The organism is Pseudomonas sp. P1_A1 (assembly GCF_056406935.1).
Genome location: NZ_JBFTZE010000005.1, coordinates 195,869 through 210,188 on the forward strand (window position 1 = coordinate 195,869; position 14,320 = coordinate 210,188).

At 58.7% G+C, this 14,320-nt stretch carries 16 protein-coding genes; 8 read left to right on the plus strand and 8 right to left on the minus strand.

Annotation, left to right across the window (positions count from 1 at the left end; all coding sequences use genetic code 11):
- Window positions 1-28 precede the first annotated feature (28 nt).
- Complete coding sequence (gene queG, locus AC1D2Q_RS09860; RefSeq protein ID WP_477813064.1) at window positions 29-1,117, plus strand: tRNA epoxyqueuosine(34) reductase QueG; 1,089 nt, start codon at window positions 29-31, stop codon at window positions 1,115-1,117.
- An 89-nt stretch (window positions 1,118-1,206) separates the two neighbouring features.
- On the opposite strand, the gene AC1D2Q_RS09865 is transcribed toward queG, so the two are convergent.
- Window positions 1,207-1,818: a trimeric intracellular cation channel family protein gene (locus tag AC1D2Q_RS09865; RefSeq protein WP_028940166.1), complete on the minus strand. Its 612-nt coding sequence runs from the start codon at window positions 1,816-1,818 to the stop codon at window positions 1,207-1,209.
- Window positions 1,819-1,926: 108 nt separating this feature from the next.
- Window positions 1,927-2,469 (minus strand): oligoribonuclease, encoded by a 543-nt coding sequence (gene orn / locus AC1D2Q_RS09870; protein ID WP_018928509.1) that lies wholly within the window; start codon window positions 2,467-2,469, stop codon window positions 1,927-1,929.
- A 107-nt stretch (window positions 2,470-2,576) separates the two neighbouring features.
- Between orn and rsgA the strand changes: the two genes are divergently transcribed.
- The 4 genes from rsgA (at window position 2,577) to AC1D2Q_RS09890 (ending at window position 5,674) form a co-directional block, all read left to right on the plus strand.
- On the plus strand, window positions 2,577-3,608 hold the full coding sequence (gene rsgA, locus AC1D2Q_RS09875) for a small ribosomal subunit biogenesis GTPase RsgA (RefSeq protein WP_018928510.1): 1,032 nt from the start codon (window positions 2,577-2,579) through the stop codon (window positions 3,606-3,608).
- Between the two features lie 211 nt (window positions 3,609-3,819).
- Window positions 3,820-4,227, plus strand: a complete 408-nt coding sequence (locus tag AC1D2Q_RS09880) for a TIR domain-containing protein (protein WP_477813065.1) — start codon at window positions 3,820-3,822, stop codon at window positions 4,225-4,227.
- A gap of 2 nt (window positions 4,228-4,229) precedes the next feature.
- Window positions 4,230-5,189 (plus strand): caspase family protein, encoded by a 960-nt coding sequence (locus AC1D2Q_RS09885; protein WP_477813066.1) that lies wholly within the window; start codon window positions 4,230-4,232, stop codon window positions 5,187-5,189.
- Complete coding sequence (locus AC1D2Q_RS09890) at window positions 5,189-5,674, plus strand: toll/interleukin-1 receptor domain-containing protein (RefSeq protein ID WP_477813067.1); 486 nt, start codon at window positions 5,189-5,191, stop codon at window positions 5,672-5,674. Before AC1D2Q_RS09885 ends, AC1D2Q_RS09890 begins: the two co-directional genes overlap by 1 nt.
- Before the next feature lie 86 nt (window positions 5,675-5,760).
- On the opposite strand, the gene AC1D2Q_RS09895 is transcribed toward AC1D2Q_RS09890, so the two are convergent.
- The 6 genes from AC1D2Q_RS09895 to motA form a co-directional block, all read right to left on the minus strand.
- The gene (locus tag AC1D2Q_RS09895) at window positions 5,761-6,216 is read right to left on the minus strand and encodes a type VI secretion system amidase immunity protein Tai4 (protein ID WP_477813068.1); all 456 of its coding nucleotides are present in this window, start codon (window positions 6,214-6,216) and stop codon (window positions 5,761-5,763) included.
- Window positions 6,216-6,716 carry a type VI secretion system amidase effector protein Tae4 gene (locus AC1D2Q_RS09900; RefSeq protein ID WP_477813069.1) on the minus strand — a complete coding sequence of 167 codons (501 nt, stop codon included), beginning with the start codon at window positions 6,714-6,716 and terminating at the stop codon, window positions 6,216-6,218. The genes AC1D2Q_RS09895 and AC1D2Q_RS09900 overlap by 1 nt, the downstream gene beginning before the upstream one ends.
- A gap of 321 nt (window positions 6,717-7,037) precedes the next feature.
- On the minus strand, window positions 7,038-7,301 hold the full coding sequence (locus tag AC1D2Q_RS09905; RefSeq protein WP_477813070.1) for a hypothetical protein: 264 nt from the start codon (window positions 7,299-7,301) through the stop codon (window positions 7,038-7,040).
- Between the two features lie 247 nt (window positions 7,302-7,548).
- On the minus strand, window positions 7,549-8,715 hold the full coding sequence (locus AC1D2Q_RS09910; protein ID WP_477813071.1) for a sterol desaturase family protein: 1,167 nt from the start codon (window positions 8,713-8,715) through the stop codon (window positions 7,549-7,551).
- Window positions 8,716-8,824: 109 nt separating this feature from the next.
- Entirely contained in the window at window positions 8,825-9,871 is a 1,047-nt protein-coding gene (gene motB / locus AC1D2Q_RS09915; RefSeq protein ID WP_477813072.1) for a flagellar motor protein MotB, read from the minus strand.
- Window positions 9,872-9,874: 3 nt separating this feature from the next.
- Complete coding sequence (gene motA / locus AC1D2Q_RS09920) at window positions 9,875-10,726, minus strand: flagellar motor stator protein MotA (RefSeq protein ID WP_018928515.1); 852 nt, start codon at window positions 10,724-10,726, stop codon at window positions 9,875-9,877.
- Window positions 10,727-10,892: 166 nt separating this feature from the next.
- Here motA and AC1D2Q_RS09925 point away from each other — a divergent pair, with 166 nt between their 5' ends.
- The 3 genes from AC1D2Q_RS09925 (at window position 10,893) to asd (ending at window position 14,286) form a co-directional block, all read left to right on the plus strand.
- Entirely contained in the window at window positions 10,893-12,425 is a 1,533-nt protein-coding gene (locus AC1D2Q_RS09925; protein WP_477813073.1) for an HDOD domain-containing protein, read from the plus strand.
- A 166-nt stretch (window positions 12,426-12,591) separates the two neighbouring features.
- Window positions 12,592-13,407: a thiosulfate sulfurtransferase gene (rhdA, locus tag AC1D2Q_RS09930; RefSeq protein WP_477813074.1), complete on the plus strand. Its 816-nt coding sequence runs from the start codon at window positions 12,592-12,594 to the stop codon at window positions 13,405-13,407.
- 18 nt (window positions 13,408-13,425) lie between these two features.
- A complete protein-coding gene (gene asd, locus AC1D2Q_RS09935) occupies window positions 13,426-14,286 on the plus strand; it encodes an archaetidylserine decarboxylase (protein ID WP_477813075.1) in 861 nt (286 codons plus the stop codon).
- Window positions 14,287-14,320: the final 34 nt, after the last annotated feature.

Sequence of the window (14,320 nt, forward strand, 5' to 3'; positions counted from 1 at the left end):
GCATCTCAGCTCCGGTTTCTCTCGCCTCATGCCCGCTATTACCACAGACCTGCCCGCTCTCGCACAATCCATCAAGGACTGGGGCCGCGAGCTGGGCTTTCAGCAAGTCGGCATCAGCGGCCTCGACCTGGCCGAGCATGAGCAGCACCTGGAGCGCTGGCTCGCCGCTGGCTACCACGGCGAAATGGATTACATGGGCGCCCATGGCAGCAAACGCTCGCACCCGGAAGAACTGGTGCCGGGCACCCTGCGCGTGGTTTCCCTGCGCATGGACTACCTGCCGGGCGACACGCACATGGCACAACGGCTGGCCCAACCGGAAAAAGCCTACGTCTCGCGTTATGCCTTGGGCCGCGATTACCACAAATTAATTCGTAAACGCGTGCAACAACTGGCGGAAAAAATCCAGGCAGTGGTTGGCCCGTTCGGCTACCGCGCCTTCGTCGACAGCGCCCCGGTGCTGGAAAAGGCCATCGCCGAACAGGCTGGCCTGGGCTGGATCGGCAAAAACACGCTGGTCTTGAATCGCAAGGCCGGCAGTTACTTCTTCCTCAGCGAACTGTTCGTCGACCTGCCGCTGCCGGTGGACCCGCCCCACGCCACCGAGCACTGCGGTCGCTGCACAGCCTGCCTGGACATTTGCCCGACCAACGCCTTCGTCGGCCCGTATGTGCTGGACGCCCGTCGCTGCATCTCATACCTGACCATCGAACTGAAAAGCGCGATTCCTGAAGATTTGCGACCGCTGATCGGCAATCGGGTGTTCGGTTGCGATGACTGCCAGATCGTCTGCCCATGGAACCGCTTCGCCCGGCCTTCCGGGGAAAGTGATTTCAAACCCCGGCACAACCTGGACAACGCCGAACTGGCCGAACTGTTCATGTGGGACGAAGAAAAATTCCTCAGCAGTACCGAAGGTTCACCGTTGCGTCGGGCCGGTTACGAGCGTTGGTTGCGCAACCTGGCGGTCGGCCTGGGCAATGCGCCGTCGAGCATTCCGGTGCTGGAAGCGCTGAAGGCACGGCGGGACTATCCGTCGGAACTGGTGCGCGAACATGTCGAATGGGCGCTGAAACAACATGAGTTACGCGCTGGCAACAATGGATCACGCCCTTAACAAATGGGGTAACTCGACGATGAATCACCCCATTTGAAGTCGATTTACCCCATTAAAAGTAAACCGTACAGACGACCTGCAACCTTAGATCAAGCCTCGTCGTTATAAACGAACTTGGGCATTTCCCAGTGGAAACGGATCGCCAGCAAGCGCAGCAGGAAGCCGCCGAATAGTGTGATCAGGATCGCCTGTTCACCCGGCAATTGCAGATAGACACAGAATAAATAGCACCACGCCGCGGCAAACGAGACGCTGGCGTAGAGTTCGCGGCGGAAGATCAGCGGGATGTCGTTGCAGAAGATGTCCCGCAGAATGCCACCGAATACCCCGGTGATCACGCCGCTGACCGAGGCCACCAGCATGCCGTGGCCCATTTCCAGGGCGATCATGCAGCCGATCAGGGTGAACGCCACCAGGCCCACCGCGTCGAGCACCAGAAACAGCGAGCGCAGATGGCGCATCCAGCGCGCCGCGAAGACGGTGAACATCGCTGCGATCGACGTCAGCACCAGGTATTCCGGGTGCTTGACCCACGTCAGTGGGTAATGCCCAAGCAACACATCACGCACCGAACCGCCGCCCAGCGCCGTGACGCATGCAATCAGCACTACGCCAAACCAGTCCATGCCGCGACGCCCCGCAGACAGGGCGCCAGTCATGGCTTCGGCGGTAATGGCGATCAGGTAGAGCATCAGCAACATGGTGGCGGTCCTTACAAGAAGGCGCGCAGTCTACTCAGATCGTCAGGGCACCAAAAGGGGGCATTTACTCTGATAGACCGAGTCGCCTTCTTCGCGGGCACCACCCAATCAGAACTTGATGAAATTCTTGCGGTAGTGCTGCAGCTCGGCGATCGATTCGCGGATGTCGTCCAGGGCCAGGTGGGTGCTGCCCTTTTTGAAGCTGTCGCGCACGTCCGGTGCCCAACGCGCGGCCAACTCCTTGAGGGTCGACACGTCGAGGTTGCGGTAGTGGAAATAGCTTTCCAGCGATTTCATGTGGGTATAAAGGAAGCGACGGTCCTGGCAGATGCTGTTGCCACAGATCGGCGACTTGCCCTTCGGCACCCATTTCTCCAGGAAGGCGATGGTCTGGGCTTCCGCTTCGGCCATGCTGATGCGGCTGTCGCGAACCCGTTGGGTCAGCCCGGAGCCGCCGTGTTGACGGGTATTCCACTCGTCCATGCCGGCGAGGATCTCGTCGCTGTGATGGATGGCGATCACCGGACCTTCAGCCAAGGTGTTCAAATTACTGTCGGTGACGATGGTGGCCATCTCGATGATGACGTCGGTATCAGGGTTCAGCCCGGTCATTTCCAGGTCGATCCAGATCAGGTTCTGCGGGTTCTGCATATGTCGGCTCCTCGGCGTAGGTTCGCAGTTTAGCCTAGGGAGGCGGCCGGGCGTGCTAAACTCGCGGCCGTTTTACCTAATCGCTGCATTCTCGATACGGAACACCCATGGCCAAACGCCAACTCAATCGTCGTCAAAACTGGCGCATCGAAAAGATTCAGGGCGAGCGCGCTGCCCGCGCCGCCAAACGCGAGTCCTCGGCTGTCGAGGCACTTGAGGGTGGCGACCTGGGTCCGGAACAGACGGGCCTGGTGATCGCGCACTTCGGTGTACAGGTTGAAGTCGAAGCCCTCGATGGCGAGCTGGCCGGCCAGGTATTCCGCTGCCACTTGCGCGCCAACCTGCCGGCGCTGGTGACCGGCGATCAGGTCGTATGGCGTGCCGGCAACCAGGGCATCGGCGTGATCGTGGCGCAACTGCCGCGCAAAACCGAGCTCTGCCGCCCGGACAGTCGTGGCCAGCTCAAGCCGGTGGCGGCCAACGTCGACATGATCGTCATCGTCTTCGCCCCGCTGCCCGAGCCTCATGCCAACCTGATCGACCGCTACCTGGTTGCCGCGGAACACGCGGGTATCCGCCCGTTGTTGCTGCTGAACAAATTCGACCTGATCGACGAGCAGAACGCCCCGGCGCTGAATGCCTTGCTGGCGGTTTACCGCACGCTGGGTTACCCGGTGCTGGAAGTGTCGGCGCACCACGGCAACGGCATGGAACAACTTCAAAAACTGTTGGACGGGCACATCAGTGTGTTCGTCGGCCAGTCCGGTGTCGGCAAATCATCTTTGGTCAACAGCCTGTTGCCGGAAGTCGAAACCCGCGTCGGCCCGCTGTCCGAGTTGTCGGGCCAGGGCACCCACACCACCACCACCGCACGGCTGTTCCACTTCCCCGGTGGCGGTGAGCTGATTGACTCCCCGGGTATCCGCGAGTTCGGCCTGGGTCACGTCAGCCGTGCTGACGTCGAAGCCGGCTTCATCGAGTTCAACGACCTGCTTGGCACCTGCCGCTTCCGTGACTGCAAACACGACCGCGAACCGGGCTGCGCCCTGCTCAAGGCCCTGGAAGATGGCCGCGTGCAGCAGCAACGGATGAACAGCTACCGGTCGATCATCGCCAGTTTGCCTGAAAACAGCTATTAAACAGGTGTGCCGGCGACTCTCAGCCTGAAAGGCTGCCAGTCGCCAGTTCCGCCTTACAAAATCCTGCCGAATCTAAACGTCAGACCTTTCTGAAGGGACTGCGCGCGCCTGCTTGCAGGACATTTCTCTTTAACCGCTCAAGCCTTGTGGGCGTCATTCAGATGCCTACATTCGGTTCCTCTTCGCACTTTCGCGACTCCGAGGAGCCCCCATGCAAACCTATCATTTGTTCATCAGCCATTCGTGGACCTATCCCCACGCTCACGACAATCTCGTACGCCTGCTGGGCGCAGAGCCGGACTTCAGCTTCAAGAATTTCTCGGTGCCACCGCACAACCCGATCATGGGCGCCCGCACCGACAAACAGCTAGAAGAAGCCATCGAAAACAAGATCCGCCCCTGCTCGGCAGTACTGATCATGGCAGGCATGTATTCGACCTACAGCAAGTGGATCAACAAGGAAATCGAGATCGCCAAACGCATGGGCAAGGTGATCATCGCGATCAAACCGTTCGGTGCCGAGCGGATTTCTGCCGTGGTGCGCCATGCCGCGCATGCCGAATGCGCGTGGAACACCAAGAGCATCGTCAGCGCCATCCGCCAGCAAACGGCGGTGTGATCATGCGCAAGGGACTGTTTATCGGTATCAACCACTACTCGCATATCGCGCCGCTCAATGGCTGTAACAATAATGCCATCGCCATGGCCTCGATACTGGAACGACATGCGACGGGTAAGCCCAACTTCAAAAACCTGGTGCTGACGTCCGCCGAGGAGTATCTGACTCGCCAGATGCTGGAAGAGAACATCAAGCAATTGTTCTCCGGCGACTGCAATGTGGCACTGCTGTACTTCGCCGGACATGGCCACTTCGAAAGCGGTATCGATGAAGGCATGCTAATTCCACAGGATTACCGCTGCAGCAACGATGGCATTCGCATCAGCGACATCCTTCAGTGGGCGAACGCTGCCAACAAGATCAAAAACAAAGTCATCATTCTCGATTGCTGCGAAGCTGGCGCAGCGGGCGAGATGCGCAGCCTGCGCGGTGGCGCCAGCGTCATCGGCGAAGGCATGACGATATTGACCGCCTGCAAGAAAGCCCAACCTGCCCTGGAAGAGTCCGGCCATGGCGTGTTCACCGGACTGCTGCTGCAAGCGCTTCACGGCGGCGCCGCCAACGTATTGGGCGAGATCACGCCTGGCAGCCTGTATTCGTTCGTCGATAACGCATTGGGCGCCTGGGATCAGCGTCCGGTGTTCAAAACCAACGTGTCGCAATTCATCGCCCTGCGCGAAGTCCCGCCGCTGATACTGGAAGAAATATTAAGCCGCTTGCCCGAGTGGTTTCCCGAGGCACAGTCGGTGTACGCACTTGACCCCAGCTACGAGCCCACCGAAGCCACGTACGACCCGGACCACGGCCACATCTTCAAGCAACTGCAAAAGTGCAACCGCCACAGCCTGATCGAACCGGTGGACGCCGAGCACATGTATTACGCGGCCATCAACTCCACCGGTTGCCGCCTCACGGCGCTCGGTTCCTATTACCGCGAACTCGCCCTCAAAGGACATTTCTGATGCCTGTATTCATCAGCTACCGCCATAGCGATCGGCCCCACGCCATCGCTATCAACACTCGCCTGAAGCAGGCAAACATCAAAACTTATCTGGATGTGCTGGATCCCGAATCCCAGACTACCGACGACATCACCGGGGTGATCACCCGCAACATCACAGAATGCACACACTTGCTGGCTGTCGTTTCCGAGAGAACCGCACACTCCTGGTGGGTGCCGTTCGAAATCGGGGAGGCGACCATCAGCAACCGGCGGATCTGCTCATTCAAGACCGGACCGGCGGAACTGCCGCTGTACCTCGATAAATGGCCAAAACTCAGCACCGACAAGGATCTGGACTTTTTCATTGATGCCTACCGTGAAGAAGTGGCGACCAAGCGCTCAATGACGCTGGATTCGATCAGCGAATCCCTTTACGGCACCTACAGACGCAATGCAGAGCTGTTCCACGATCAGCTCAAGAACCGCATCCGACGCGGGTTCTGACAGGTGCAAAAAAGCCGCGATGATCGCGGCTTTTGTGTATTTCAATGCTGACCAACCAATGGCCGAACGGTTACTCGCGGCGCAGGTCAATCCTTTTTGGGTCGTGGCGGGTTGTCCTGACGATAGGTGTGCTGGGGTTTGATGACCAATTGCCTGACCTGGCTGTCCAATTCTTTGCTGTGATACAGGTCCAGGCATTTGAGCAGCTCAAAGCGAACGCCTTTTCGCTCTGATTCGACCAGTGGATTGTGATAATCACGAGCCAGAAACCGATCAACCAGAGTTCTACCGGCTTGAGGTGCTTGCTCCAGATCGAAATAGGTCCAATCCATAAGCGCGCTGGCACTGCTTCCGGCGTCCTGGGCGGCTTCAGGTTCGCTCTTGTAGGCTGTAGCGATGCAGTCTGCCAGCACCATATCCTTGTAATTTTGCGCGTAGGTGCGCCCGCCTGCCTGTGGGGAGTTGGTCGGATCATCCTTGGCCCAACTGTTGGAAGGTGCGGCCGCCCAAGCCAGTGCCAAGACCGCAATCAAATACTTCATCAAGACAAACTCCAGAAGTTCGCGCGATCGGTTTGATAGTTCACACCCGGCTCATTGAAATAGCAGTGGTCATAACACATTCTGCCGTCAAACAATGTGGCATGCCCCTGAGCGTCCGACCAGCCAGAAACTTCAAACAAAATAAGTCCCTTCCGGCCCGCCAGGGTGCCGCCATTTGCGGCCGGGTATCTGACCGTCTCGGCACTTCCCCATTGCTGTTCCAGATAGGCAATCAGGCTTTTGACGCGATAAAAGTACCAGCGCTTGTCAGCGCCAGACACGGTTTCGCCAACTATTCGCGGTATGAGTGAGCCAGAGTAATTGAGGATATAACTCATGCGTACTGCGCACGTGTTGACCCACCTTAGGGCCGGATCACGGCTGTTAATGTTCATTGCAACATTGCCGCCGATGACTGTCGCAACTTTTTCAGATGGATTGAGGGCATCGTAAATCCGTTGGGACGCCGCCCACGCGCTAGAAAATGAGGGTCGAATCATGTTTCATCCTTGATTTTGGGAAGCAGAAAATCGCAGCAGTTTAATCCTTCATGCTTGAGGTGACGATGGTGACACGCGCCGCTCAACAGCACCTCATGCTTCGGCCCTTGGCGTTGCGACCAGCGTGCCGCGACCGAACGGTGTACATCTGAGTAGGCGGCTGCCATAGCCCTGAACGAAGGGGGTCATGAAGGTGTGTTGCCCGGAAGTTACAACGCACAGGCAAATGATGCTGTTGAGCAGTAACCGCTCCTCTTAATGGCCAAATAACAGGATTTATGCACGCTATCAGCGCCAGTGATACCGTGCAAAATCAATGAATTAATTGAGACTGAAGGCTTCTTGAATGGTATTGATCAAACGATCGCCATCCACCTTTTTGTAACCGTGAGGGTTTGACGCAAGCTCAGTAGGCACTTGGCGAAGAAATAACTTCAAATCGAGAGCCATTCGTTCAGGAAGCTTGGTCATTCCTTCTGTAAGACCGACAGAAAGTAAGATCACATCTCTGAAGTGCTTATTGATATCACGACTGTCCACTCGTACCGTTGGCACCGTCAGCCCATCACGCGGTGAATCAATCAATCCACCTTCCGTTCGTTGCTGCCTTATTCGAGTTCCAGATCGACAGTCGCTGCCCGCCTTTGCCGATCATTTTCGTGACGCCACGAAAATGATTAGCGGCATCCAATCCAGCGGTTTTGCCGTTGAAGCTGTGGCAAGGAGTGATTGTCCATAACGACTTCCTGATAAGAAGCCAGAAGGTGTAAACCTTATTCAGGACGATACAGCAGAGACAAAAAAGCCGCGATCATCGCGGCTTTTTTTGGCCTCAGGAAACTGCTGCCGGCGGTTTCGGTTCGACGCTCTTCAGGCCAGGCTTCTGGAACGGGTACAAGTGCTGGCGCAGGATACCGCCCGGCAAGTCCTTGCCAAAAACCCCGTAGCGCGTCGGCCACTCCTTGGGTGGCAACTTGAAGGTGCCGAACAGCATATCCACCAGCGGCGTATGGATCGCATAGTTCTTGTAGATGTAATCCTTGTGCCGGGCATGATGCCAATGGTGATAGCGCGGCAGGACCATCACATAATTCAGCCAGCCGCCGTTGATCCGCACATTGGCGTGGGCCAGCACGGCCTGTACGCCGACCAGAATCACGTAGGCGTTCAACGCCTGTGGCGCGAAGCCCAGCAGCATCAAAGGCACCAGCACGCCGGTACGGGTGAGCAGAATCTCGATGAAGTGGACACGCGAACCGGCGAGCCAATCCATGTGCGTGCTTGAGTGATGTACGGCATGCATGCGCCATAACCACGGCACGACGTGATACAGCCGATGCAGCCAGTACTGACCGAGGTCAGCCACCAGTACCGCCAGCAAGAACTGCACAACGATCGGCAGGCTTTGTACGCTGGCCTGCAAGTCTGTCGACACCGCCCAACCGGCCACATAGCTCGAAGAGGCTGTGATAAAAATCAGGATGAACTGCACCAGCATATGACTGACAAAAAAGTAGGTCAGGTCAGTGCGCCAATGCGGACGCAGAATATTTTGCTCGGGGTCCTTGGAATAGAGTTTTTCCAGGGGGATAAAGACGATGGCCGACACCAGCAGGGCCAGGACGAACCAGTCCAGCCCCAGCGAATACGGTGTCTGCCCGATCGAACTGATCTGCACATTGGTGCCGCCGAGAAACACCGCCAGACCCGAGGCGACAAGTCCGGTGATCCCCAGGCGCTTGCGCTTGTTAAGCAGGATATTCAGGGTGCCCAGGCTGAAGGACAGTACCAGCCCGAGCAATAGCGTGGTGCGGGCAAACTGTTCGTCGTACACCTTGCGCAGTTCGGCGGTGGTCAGCCATTCAGGAAAGAGAAAGCAGAATACCGCCAGCAGGCTCAATAGCCCGAGTGTGGCCGAGATGTAGCCACTGACCCGCCCTTCACCAAACTTGAAGGGCGCATTGCCATGCTGCTGAAAATAGGACTTGAGTCTTTCCATTACTGATCTTCCATGATTCCGAAAACAAACTTGCAGTGAGTCGAGTCATTGCGACGCTGCAGTGACGCAGCCAGAAACAGAAAAGCCACTCAGGTGGCTTTTCTGCAGGTTATTGCTTGGGCGGTACAGCGGGTTTGGGCGGCTCGCCCGGCTTCGGCGCCGGATTATCAAACAGATTCAAACGCTCACGAAGTTCGTGTGCCGGCAGCGGTTCTTTATCCGCCGGCAATGCGTTCGGATCGGCTGGAGGCGCATGCACTTCGCCGGGGCCGCCCTGCCCTTGCGTCGGCACTGGCGCCGGCTCGGCACCTTGTTCGCCTTCAATGGCACGCTGGGCTTTCTTGGTCAGCACCACGATGTCGATCCGGCGGTTGACCGGATTGAACGGGTTCTCCCTGTCGAACAGCGCCGACGAGGCATAACCGACGACTCGCGCGACCTGAGCGTCCGGATAACTGCCGGCGACCAATGCACGGCGAGCCGCGTTGGCGCGGTTGGCCGAGAGTTCCCAGTTGCCGAAATCGCCGGTGCCCGAGTACGGCTTGGCATCGGTGTGGCCGCTGATGCTGATCTTGTTCGGCACCGCTTTGATGGTGTCGGCCATGGCCAGCAGGATGTCTTCGAAGTACGGCTTCAGACGCGCACTGCCGGAGTCGAACATCGGGCGGTTTTCGGCGTCCATGATCTGGATGCGCAAACCGTCCTGGGTGATCTCGAAGAGGATCTGGTCCTTGAATTTCTGCAATTGCGGGTTTTCATTGACCTTGTTCTGCAACTCTTGCAGCAACAACTCCAGGCGTTCCTTCTCGACCTGCTCGGCCATGCCTTCAACCTGCTCGGCGTCGATGGTCACCTTGTCTGGCTGCGGCTGAGATTTCACCTCCGGGTTGAGAGTGTTCTCCGGTGCCAGGGTCGGTGTGCCGCCCAGGTCGATGATGTACGGCGTACCGCTTTCGGAAAACCCGACCGGGTCCTTGAAGTAACCGGCGATGGCGATCTTCTGTTCAGGCGTCGCGGTGGACAGCAGCCACAACACCAGGAAGAACGCCATCATCGCCGTCGCGAAGTCCGCGAAGGCGATTTTCCAGGCGCCCCCGTGATGCCCTCCGGCGATGCGCTTGACGCGCTTGATGATTATCGGCTGGTTATTTTCCATGACTTAACGACCGCGAACCGCTTGTTCCAGCTCAGCGAAGCTAGGACGGTGCGCCGGGTACAGAACCTTGCGACCGAACTCCACCGCCAGCGACGGCGGCATCCCGGAAGCCGAAGCTACCAGCGAAGCCTTGATGGCTTCGTAGGTGTTCAGTTCTTCCTTGGCATCGTGAGCCAGGGAGTGGGCCAGCGGGCCAAAGAAACCGTAGGCCGCGAGAATACCGAAGAAGGTACCGACCAGTGCCGCCCCCACGTGCAGACCGATGGACTTCTGGTCGCCTTCGCCCAGGGATGCCATGGTCACCACGATCCCCAATACCGCCGCGACGATACCGAAACCGGGCATGGCGTCGGCGATGCCGTTCACCGCATGGGACGGGTGCTCGAGGTCTTCCTTGAGGCTATAGAGTTCCATGTCGAACAGGCCTTCCAGCTCATGGGGAGCCATGTTGCCGGAGGACATGATGCGCAGGTAATCGCAGATGAACGCGGTCATGCGTTCGTCTTTGAGCACCGCCGGGTACTTGGCGAAGATCGGGCTCGCGGCGGCATCTTCGATGTCGCCTTCGATCGCCATCATGCCTTCGCGACGGCTCTTGTTGAGGATCTCGTAAATCAGCCCCAGCACTTCCAGGTAGAAGGTGTGGTTGAAACGCGAACTGAACATGCCCAAGGACTTCTTGAGCACGTGCATTGTCATGTGGCCGGGGTTGGCCTGCAGGAAGGCGCCAAGGGCCGCGCCACCGATAATCATCACCTCGAAAGGCTGGATGAGAGCGGCAATCTTGCCGTGGGAAAGCACGTATCCGCCGAGCACGCTCGCGAATACGACGATGATGCCGATAATTTTAGCCATAGGTAGGAGAGCACTTACTGAGTCGGGTTCAAGGTCATATTCGGAAGTTAAAAAATCTCTTCTTCTACTTATCGGCAAAACTGCGCCAGACTATAGCCAGTTAAGGCGAAAAGCTAATTTGACCCGTTCAGGGCATAGGTAAAGCAGACGATGATCGCGTCCAGACATGGCTAACGAAACGAACGTCCCAACGCCAAAACCAACCACGCTTGAAAGCTGGGTCAAGCTTCTCGATGGCGTACGCCTGCCGGTTCCGCAAGCCAGCCACGACCGGGTCTGCAAAGCGATCCGCGATAACCGCAGCTCGCTGCGCGACATCGCCGACCTGATGCAGGAAAGCCCGGCCCTGGCCTTGAGCGTGATTCGCGAAGCCAACCGTCACACCCATGGCAGCATGACCACGCCGGCTGAAAACCTTGAGGTGGCGATCAATCGCCTCGGTTTGAAACGCACCGAAGAACTGCTCGACCGCCTGCCTGCCGAACCCCAATTGCAAATCCCCGTCGCCCTGCGCCAGCTTCAACTGATCAGCCAGCACGCCACTCAACAGGCCAACGGTTTTTTTGCCAGTCGCCTGGCGCGACTGTGGCAGGACATCCACTGGGGCAGTCTGCTGTTTCTCTCGCCACTCTGGCCCATGGCGCTGACCCATCCGCAGTTGCTTGAAGAGTGGGAGTTGCGGGTCATCCATAAAGGCGAGTCGGCGCGCAAAGTCGAGAAGCAATTATTCGGTGTTCGCCTGCTGGATATCTGTCTGGCGCTGGTGGACACCTGGCACTTGCCGATCTGGGTGCAGCAAGGTTATCGGCTGCTGCGCAGCGAACAACGTGAACTGGTGAAAGTCCTGCGCATCGCACGGGACAGCGATCACCCATTGCGCCAACAGAACCGCCTCGATGATGACCCGACGTTGCGCCGCTGGCTCAATCAGCCCGCCAATACCGTGCTGCTGGCCAACGGTCTGGCGCTGGCGGCACAACAGGCCTGGGACAGTCCCCACTGCGAGCGCTGGCAGTACCTGACCAGCCTTTACCTGCAAATGCCGATGGAGGAGGTGCAACAACAATTGCACCAGCAGGCCGCCAACAGCGCTCGTCAACACGCCATGCCGGACCTCTGGCACCCGGCCGAATCGCTGATCTGGCCACCGGGTGCGCACCACGCTCATGCCGGTTTGTTGCCCGCGCCGGCGCCGACCGCCGAAGACCTGGCGAAGTGGCGCAAGCAATGCGCCGAATTGCTGGTGGAGCCGAGCCGCTTTACCAATGCCATGCACTTGACCACGTCGGCCCGGGACGCTCTGGTGGCGTGTGGCATGCGCCGGGTGATGATTCTGATGGCCGATCGCACGCATGCCAATTTGCGTGTGCACCAGACCGCCGGGCTACCCAAGGAAGTGGCCGGCCTGAACCTGGTGGTCAGCCAGAGCACCGTGCTGCAACGCCTGCTCGCGCAACAGGCCCAGGTGCGCCTGACGCCGGCCAACAACGCACAATTCTCGGCCCTGCTGCCAGCCAGCCTGCGTAACCAATTCAGTGGCGAACACCTGCTGCTGCGTTCACTGGTCAACAACGGCCGGGTGATCATGATCGTGGTAGCGGATCAGGGCGGCGGACCGTTCTCGGAAATCACCGTGCAAGCGTTCGGCAAAACCGCTCAATGCATCGAAAAGGCCCTGCACAGCTTTAGCCACCGCTAGGGCCGTGTAGCAGCTGCCGCACGCAGCCTCGCAAGCTCGACAGCTGCTACGGCGTGGCATTAACCGCCAGGGCCTGTTTACGGTTATTTCCTGCCCCAAAATAACTGATAACAGGCCCTCATGACGCTGCGCTACAATCCTCCCCTTTGTGCTCTGGAGACCTCACATGTCTGACTTCTCTGGCTTGGCGCTGGTGATCGAACCGAGCGACCTGCTCCCGCGTCTCGACTCCCGCGAACTGATTCTGGTGGACCTGACCAGCAGCGCCCGCTATGCCGAAGGGCATATCCCCGGTGCACGCTTTGTCGATCCAAAACGCACTCAGCTGGGTCAGGCGCCTGCGCCTGGCCTGTTGCCGACCCACGCCGCGCTTGAAGCATTGTTCGGCGAACTGGGGCACAACCCCGATGCGGTCTATGTCGTCTATGACGATGAAGGCGGCGGTTGGGCCGGGCGTTTTATCTGGCTGCTGGATGTCATCGGCCACAGCAAGTATCACTACGTCAACGGTGGCCTGCCGGCGTGGCTGGCGGAAGGCTTGCCCATGTCGATCCAGATCCCGTCGGCAGTCGGCGGCCCGGTCGCCCTGACCCTGCACGACGAACCTGTCGCCACTCGCGAATACCTGCAAAGCCGCCTCGGCGCTGCTGACCTGGCGATCTGGGACGCACGCGGCCCGCTGGAATACTCCGGCGAGAAAGTGCTGGCGGCCAAGGGCGGGCACATCCCCGGCGCGGTCAATTTCGAATGGACCGCCGGCATGGATCAGGCACGCAACCTGCGTATCCGCACCGACATGCCGAAAATCCTGGAACAACTTGGCATTACCAAAGACAAAGAAATCATTACCCACTGCCAGACACACCATCGTTCTGGCTTCACCTATCTGGTGGCCAAGGCGCTCGGTTATCCGCGGGTCAAAGGCTACGCCGGCTCCTGGGGCGAATGGGGCAACCACCCTGACACGCCCGTAGAGATTTAAGTTTTTCAAGGACAGTTAATGAATAAGCGTTTGTTTATCCTCAGCCAATACCTGCTGCCCCATCACTTGCTCTCGCGACTGGCCGGCTGCATTGCCGAATGCCGCGTGCGCTGGTTCAAGAACGCCTTTACCGCCTGGTTCGCCAAGCGTTATCAAGTGGACATGTCCCAGGCGCTGGTCGAAGACCTGACCGCTTACGAGCACTTCAATGCGTTCTTCACCCGCGCCTTGAAAGACGGCGCTCGCCCGCTGGATCAAACCCCGGGCGCGATCCTCAGCCCGGCTGACGGTGCGGTCAGCCAGCTCGGCCCGATCGAACACGGTCGCGTTTTCCAGGCCAAGGGCCACAGCTTCAGCGTGCTGGAACTGCTGGGTGGCGACGCAGCCAACGCGGCGCCCTTCATGGGCGGCGATTTCGCCACCATTTATCTGTCGCCGAAAGACTACCACCGTGTGCACATGCCGCTGGCCGGCACCTTGCGCGAGATGGTCTACATCCCCGGCCGCATCTTCTCGGTCAACCAGACCACCGCTGAAAACGTTCCGGAACTGTTCGCCCGCAACGAGCGTGTAGCATGCATTTTCGACACCGAGCGCGGGCCGATGGCCGTGGTGTTGGTGGGTGCGATGATTGTGGCGTCGATCGAAACCGTTTGGGCTGGCTTGGTCACACCGCCAAAACGCGAGCTGAAAACCTTCCGCTACGACGAAGCGGCCCGTGCGCCGATTCACTTGGAAAAAGGTGCGGAACTGGGTCGTTTCAAGCTCGGTTCTACGGCGGTCGTGCTGTTCGGGCCGGATCAAGTGAAATGGGCTGAAGGGCTGGGCGCCCTTTCGCCAGTGCAGATGGGCCAGGGCATCGGCCAGCCAACCACCTGATCCCTCGATCCGATCCCACGAACGCCTTTCGTGG

Excerpts from the sequence above, each read along its gene's own strand:
- queG (WP_477813064.1), top strand. The coding sequence starts at position 29 with ATGCCCGCTATTACCACAGACCTGCCCGCTCTCGCACAATCCATCAAG.
- AC1D2Q_RS09865 (WP_028940166.1), bottom strand. The coding sequence starts at position 1,818 with ATGTTGCTGATGCTCTACCTGATCGCCATTACCGCCGAAGCCATGACT.
- orn (WP_018928509.1), bottom strand. The coding sequence starts at position 2,469 with ATGCAGAACCCGCAGAACCTGATCTGGATCGACCTGGAAATGACCGGG.
- rsgA (WP_018928510.1), top strand. The coding sequence starts at position 2,577 with ATGGCCAAACGCCAACTCAATCGTCGTCAAAACTGGCGCATCGAAAAG.
- AC1D2Q_RS09880 (WP_477813065.1), top strand. The coding sequence starts at position 3,820 with ATGCAAACCTATCATTTGTTCATCAGCCATTCGTGGACCTATCCCCAC.
- AC1D2Q_RS09885 (WP_477813066.1), top strand. The coding sequence starts at position 4,230 with ATGCGCAAGGGACTGTTTATCGGTATCAACCACTACTCGCATATCGCG.
- AC1D2Q_RS09890 (WP_477813067.1), top strand. The coding sequence starts at position 5,189 with ATGCCTGTATTCATCAGCTACCGCCATAGCGATCGGCCCCACGCCATC.
- AC1D2Q_RS09895 (WP_477813068.1), bottom strand. The coding sequence starts at position 6,216 with ATGAAGTATTTGATTGCGGTCTTGGCACTGGCTTGGGCGGCCGCACCT.
- AC1D2Q_RS09900 (WP_477813069.1), bottom strand. The coding sequence starts at position 6,716 with ATGATTCGACCCTCATTTTCTAGCGCGTGGGCGGCGTCCCAACGGATT.
- AC1D2Q_RS09910 (WP_477813071.1), bottom strand. The coding sequence starts at position 8,715 with ATGGAAAGACTCAAGTCCTATTTTCAGCAGCATGGCAATGCGCCCTTC.
- motB (WP_477813072.1), bottom strand. The coding sequence starts at position 9,871 with ATGGAAAATAACCAGCCGATAATCATCAAGCGCGTCAAGCGCATCGCC.
- motA (WP_018928515.1), bottom strand. The coding sequence starts at position 10,726 with ATGGCTAAAATTATCGGCATCATCGTCGTATTCGCGAGCGTGCTCGGC.
- AC1D2Q_RS09925 (WP_477813073.1), top strand. The coding sequence starts at position 10,893 with ATGGCTAACGAAACGAACGTCCCAACGCCAAAACCAACCACGCTTGAA.
- rhdA (WP_477813074.1), top strand. The coding sequence starts at position 12,592 with ATGTCTGACTTCTCTGGCTTGGCGCTGGTGATCGAACCGAGCGACCTG.
- asd (WP_477813075.1), top strand. The coding sequence starts at position 13,426 with ATGAATAAGCGTTTGTTTATCCTCAGCCAATACCTGCTGCCCCATCAC.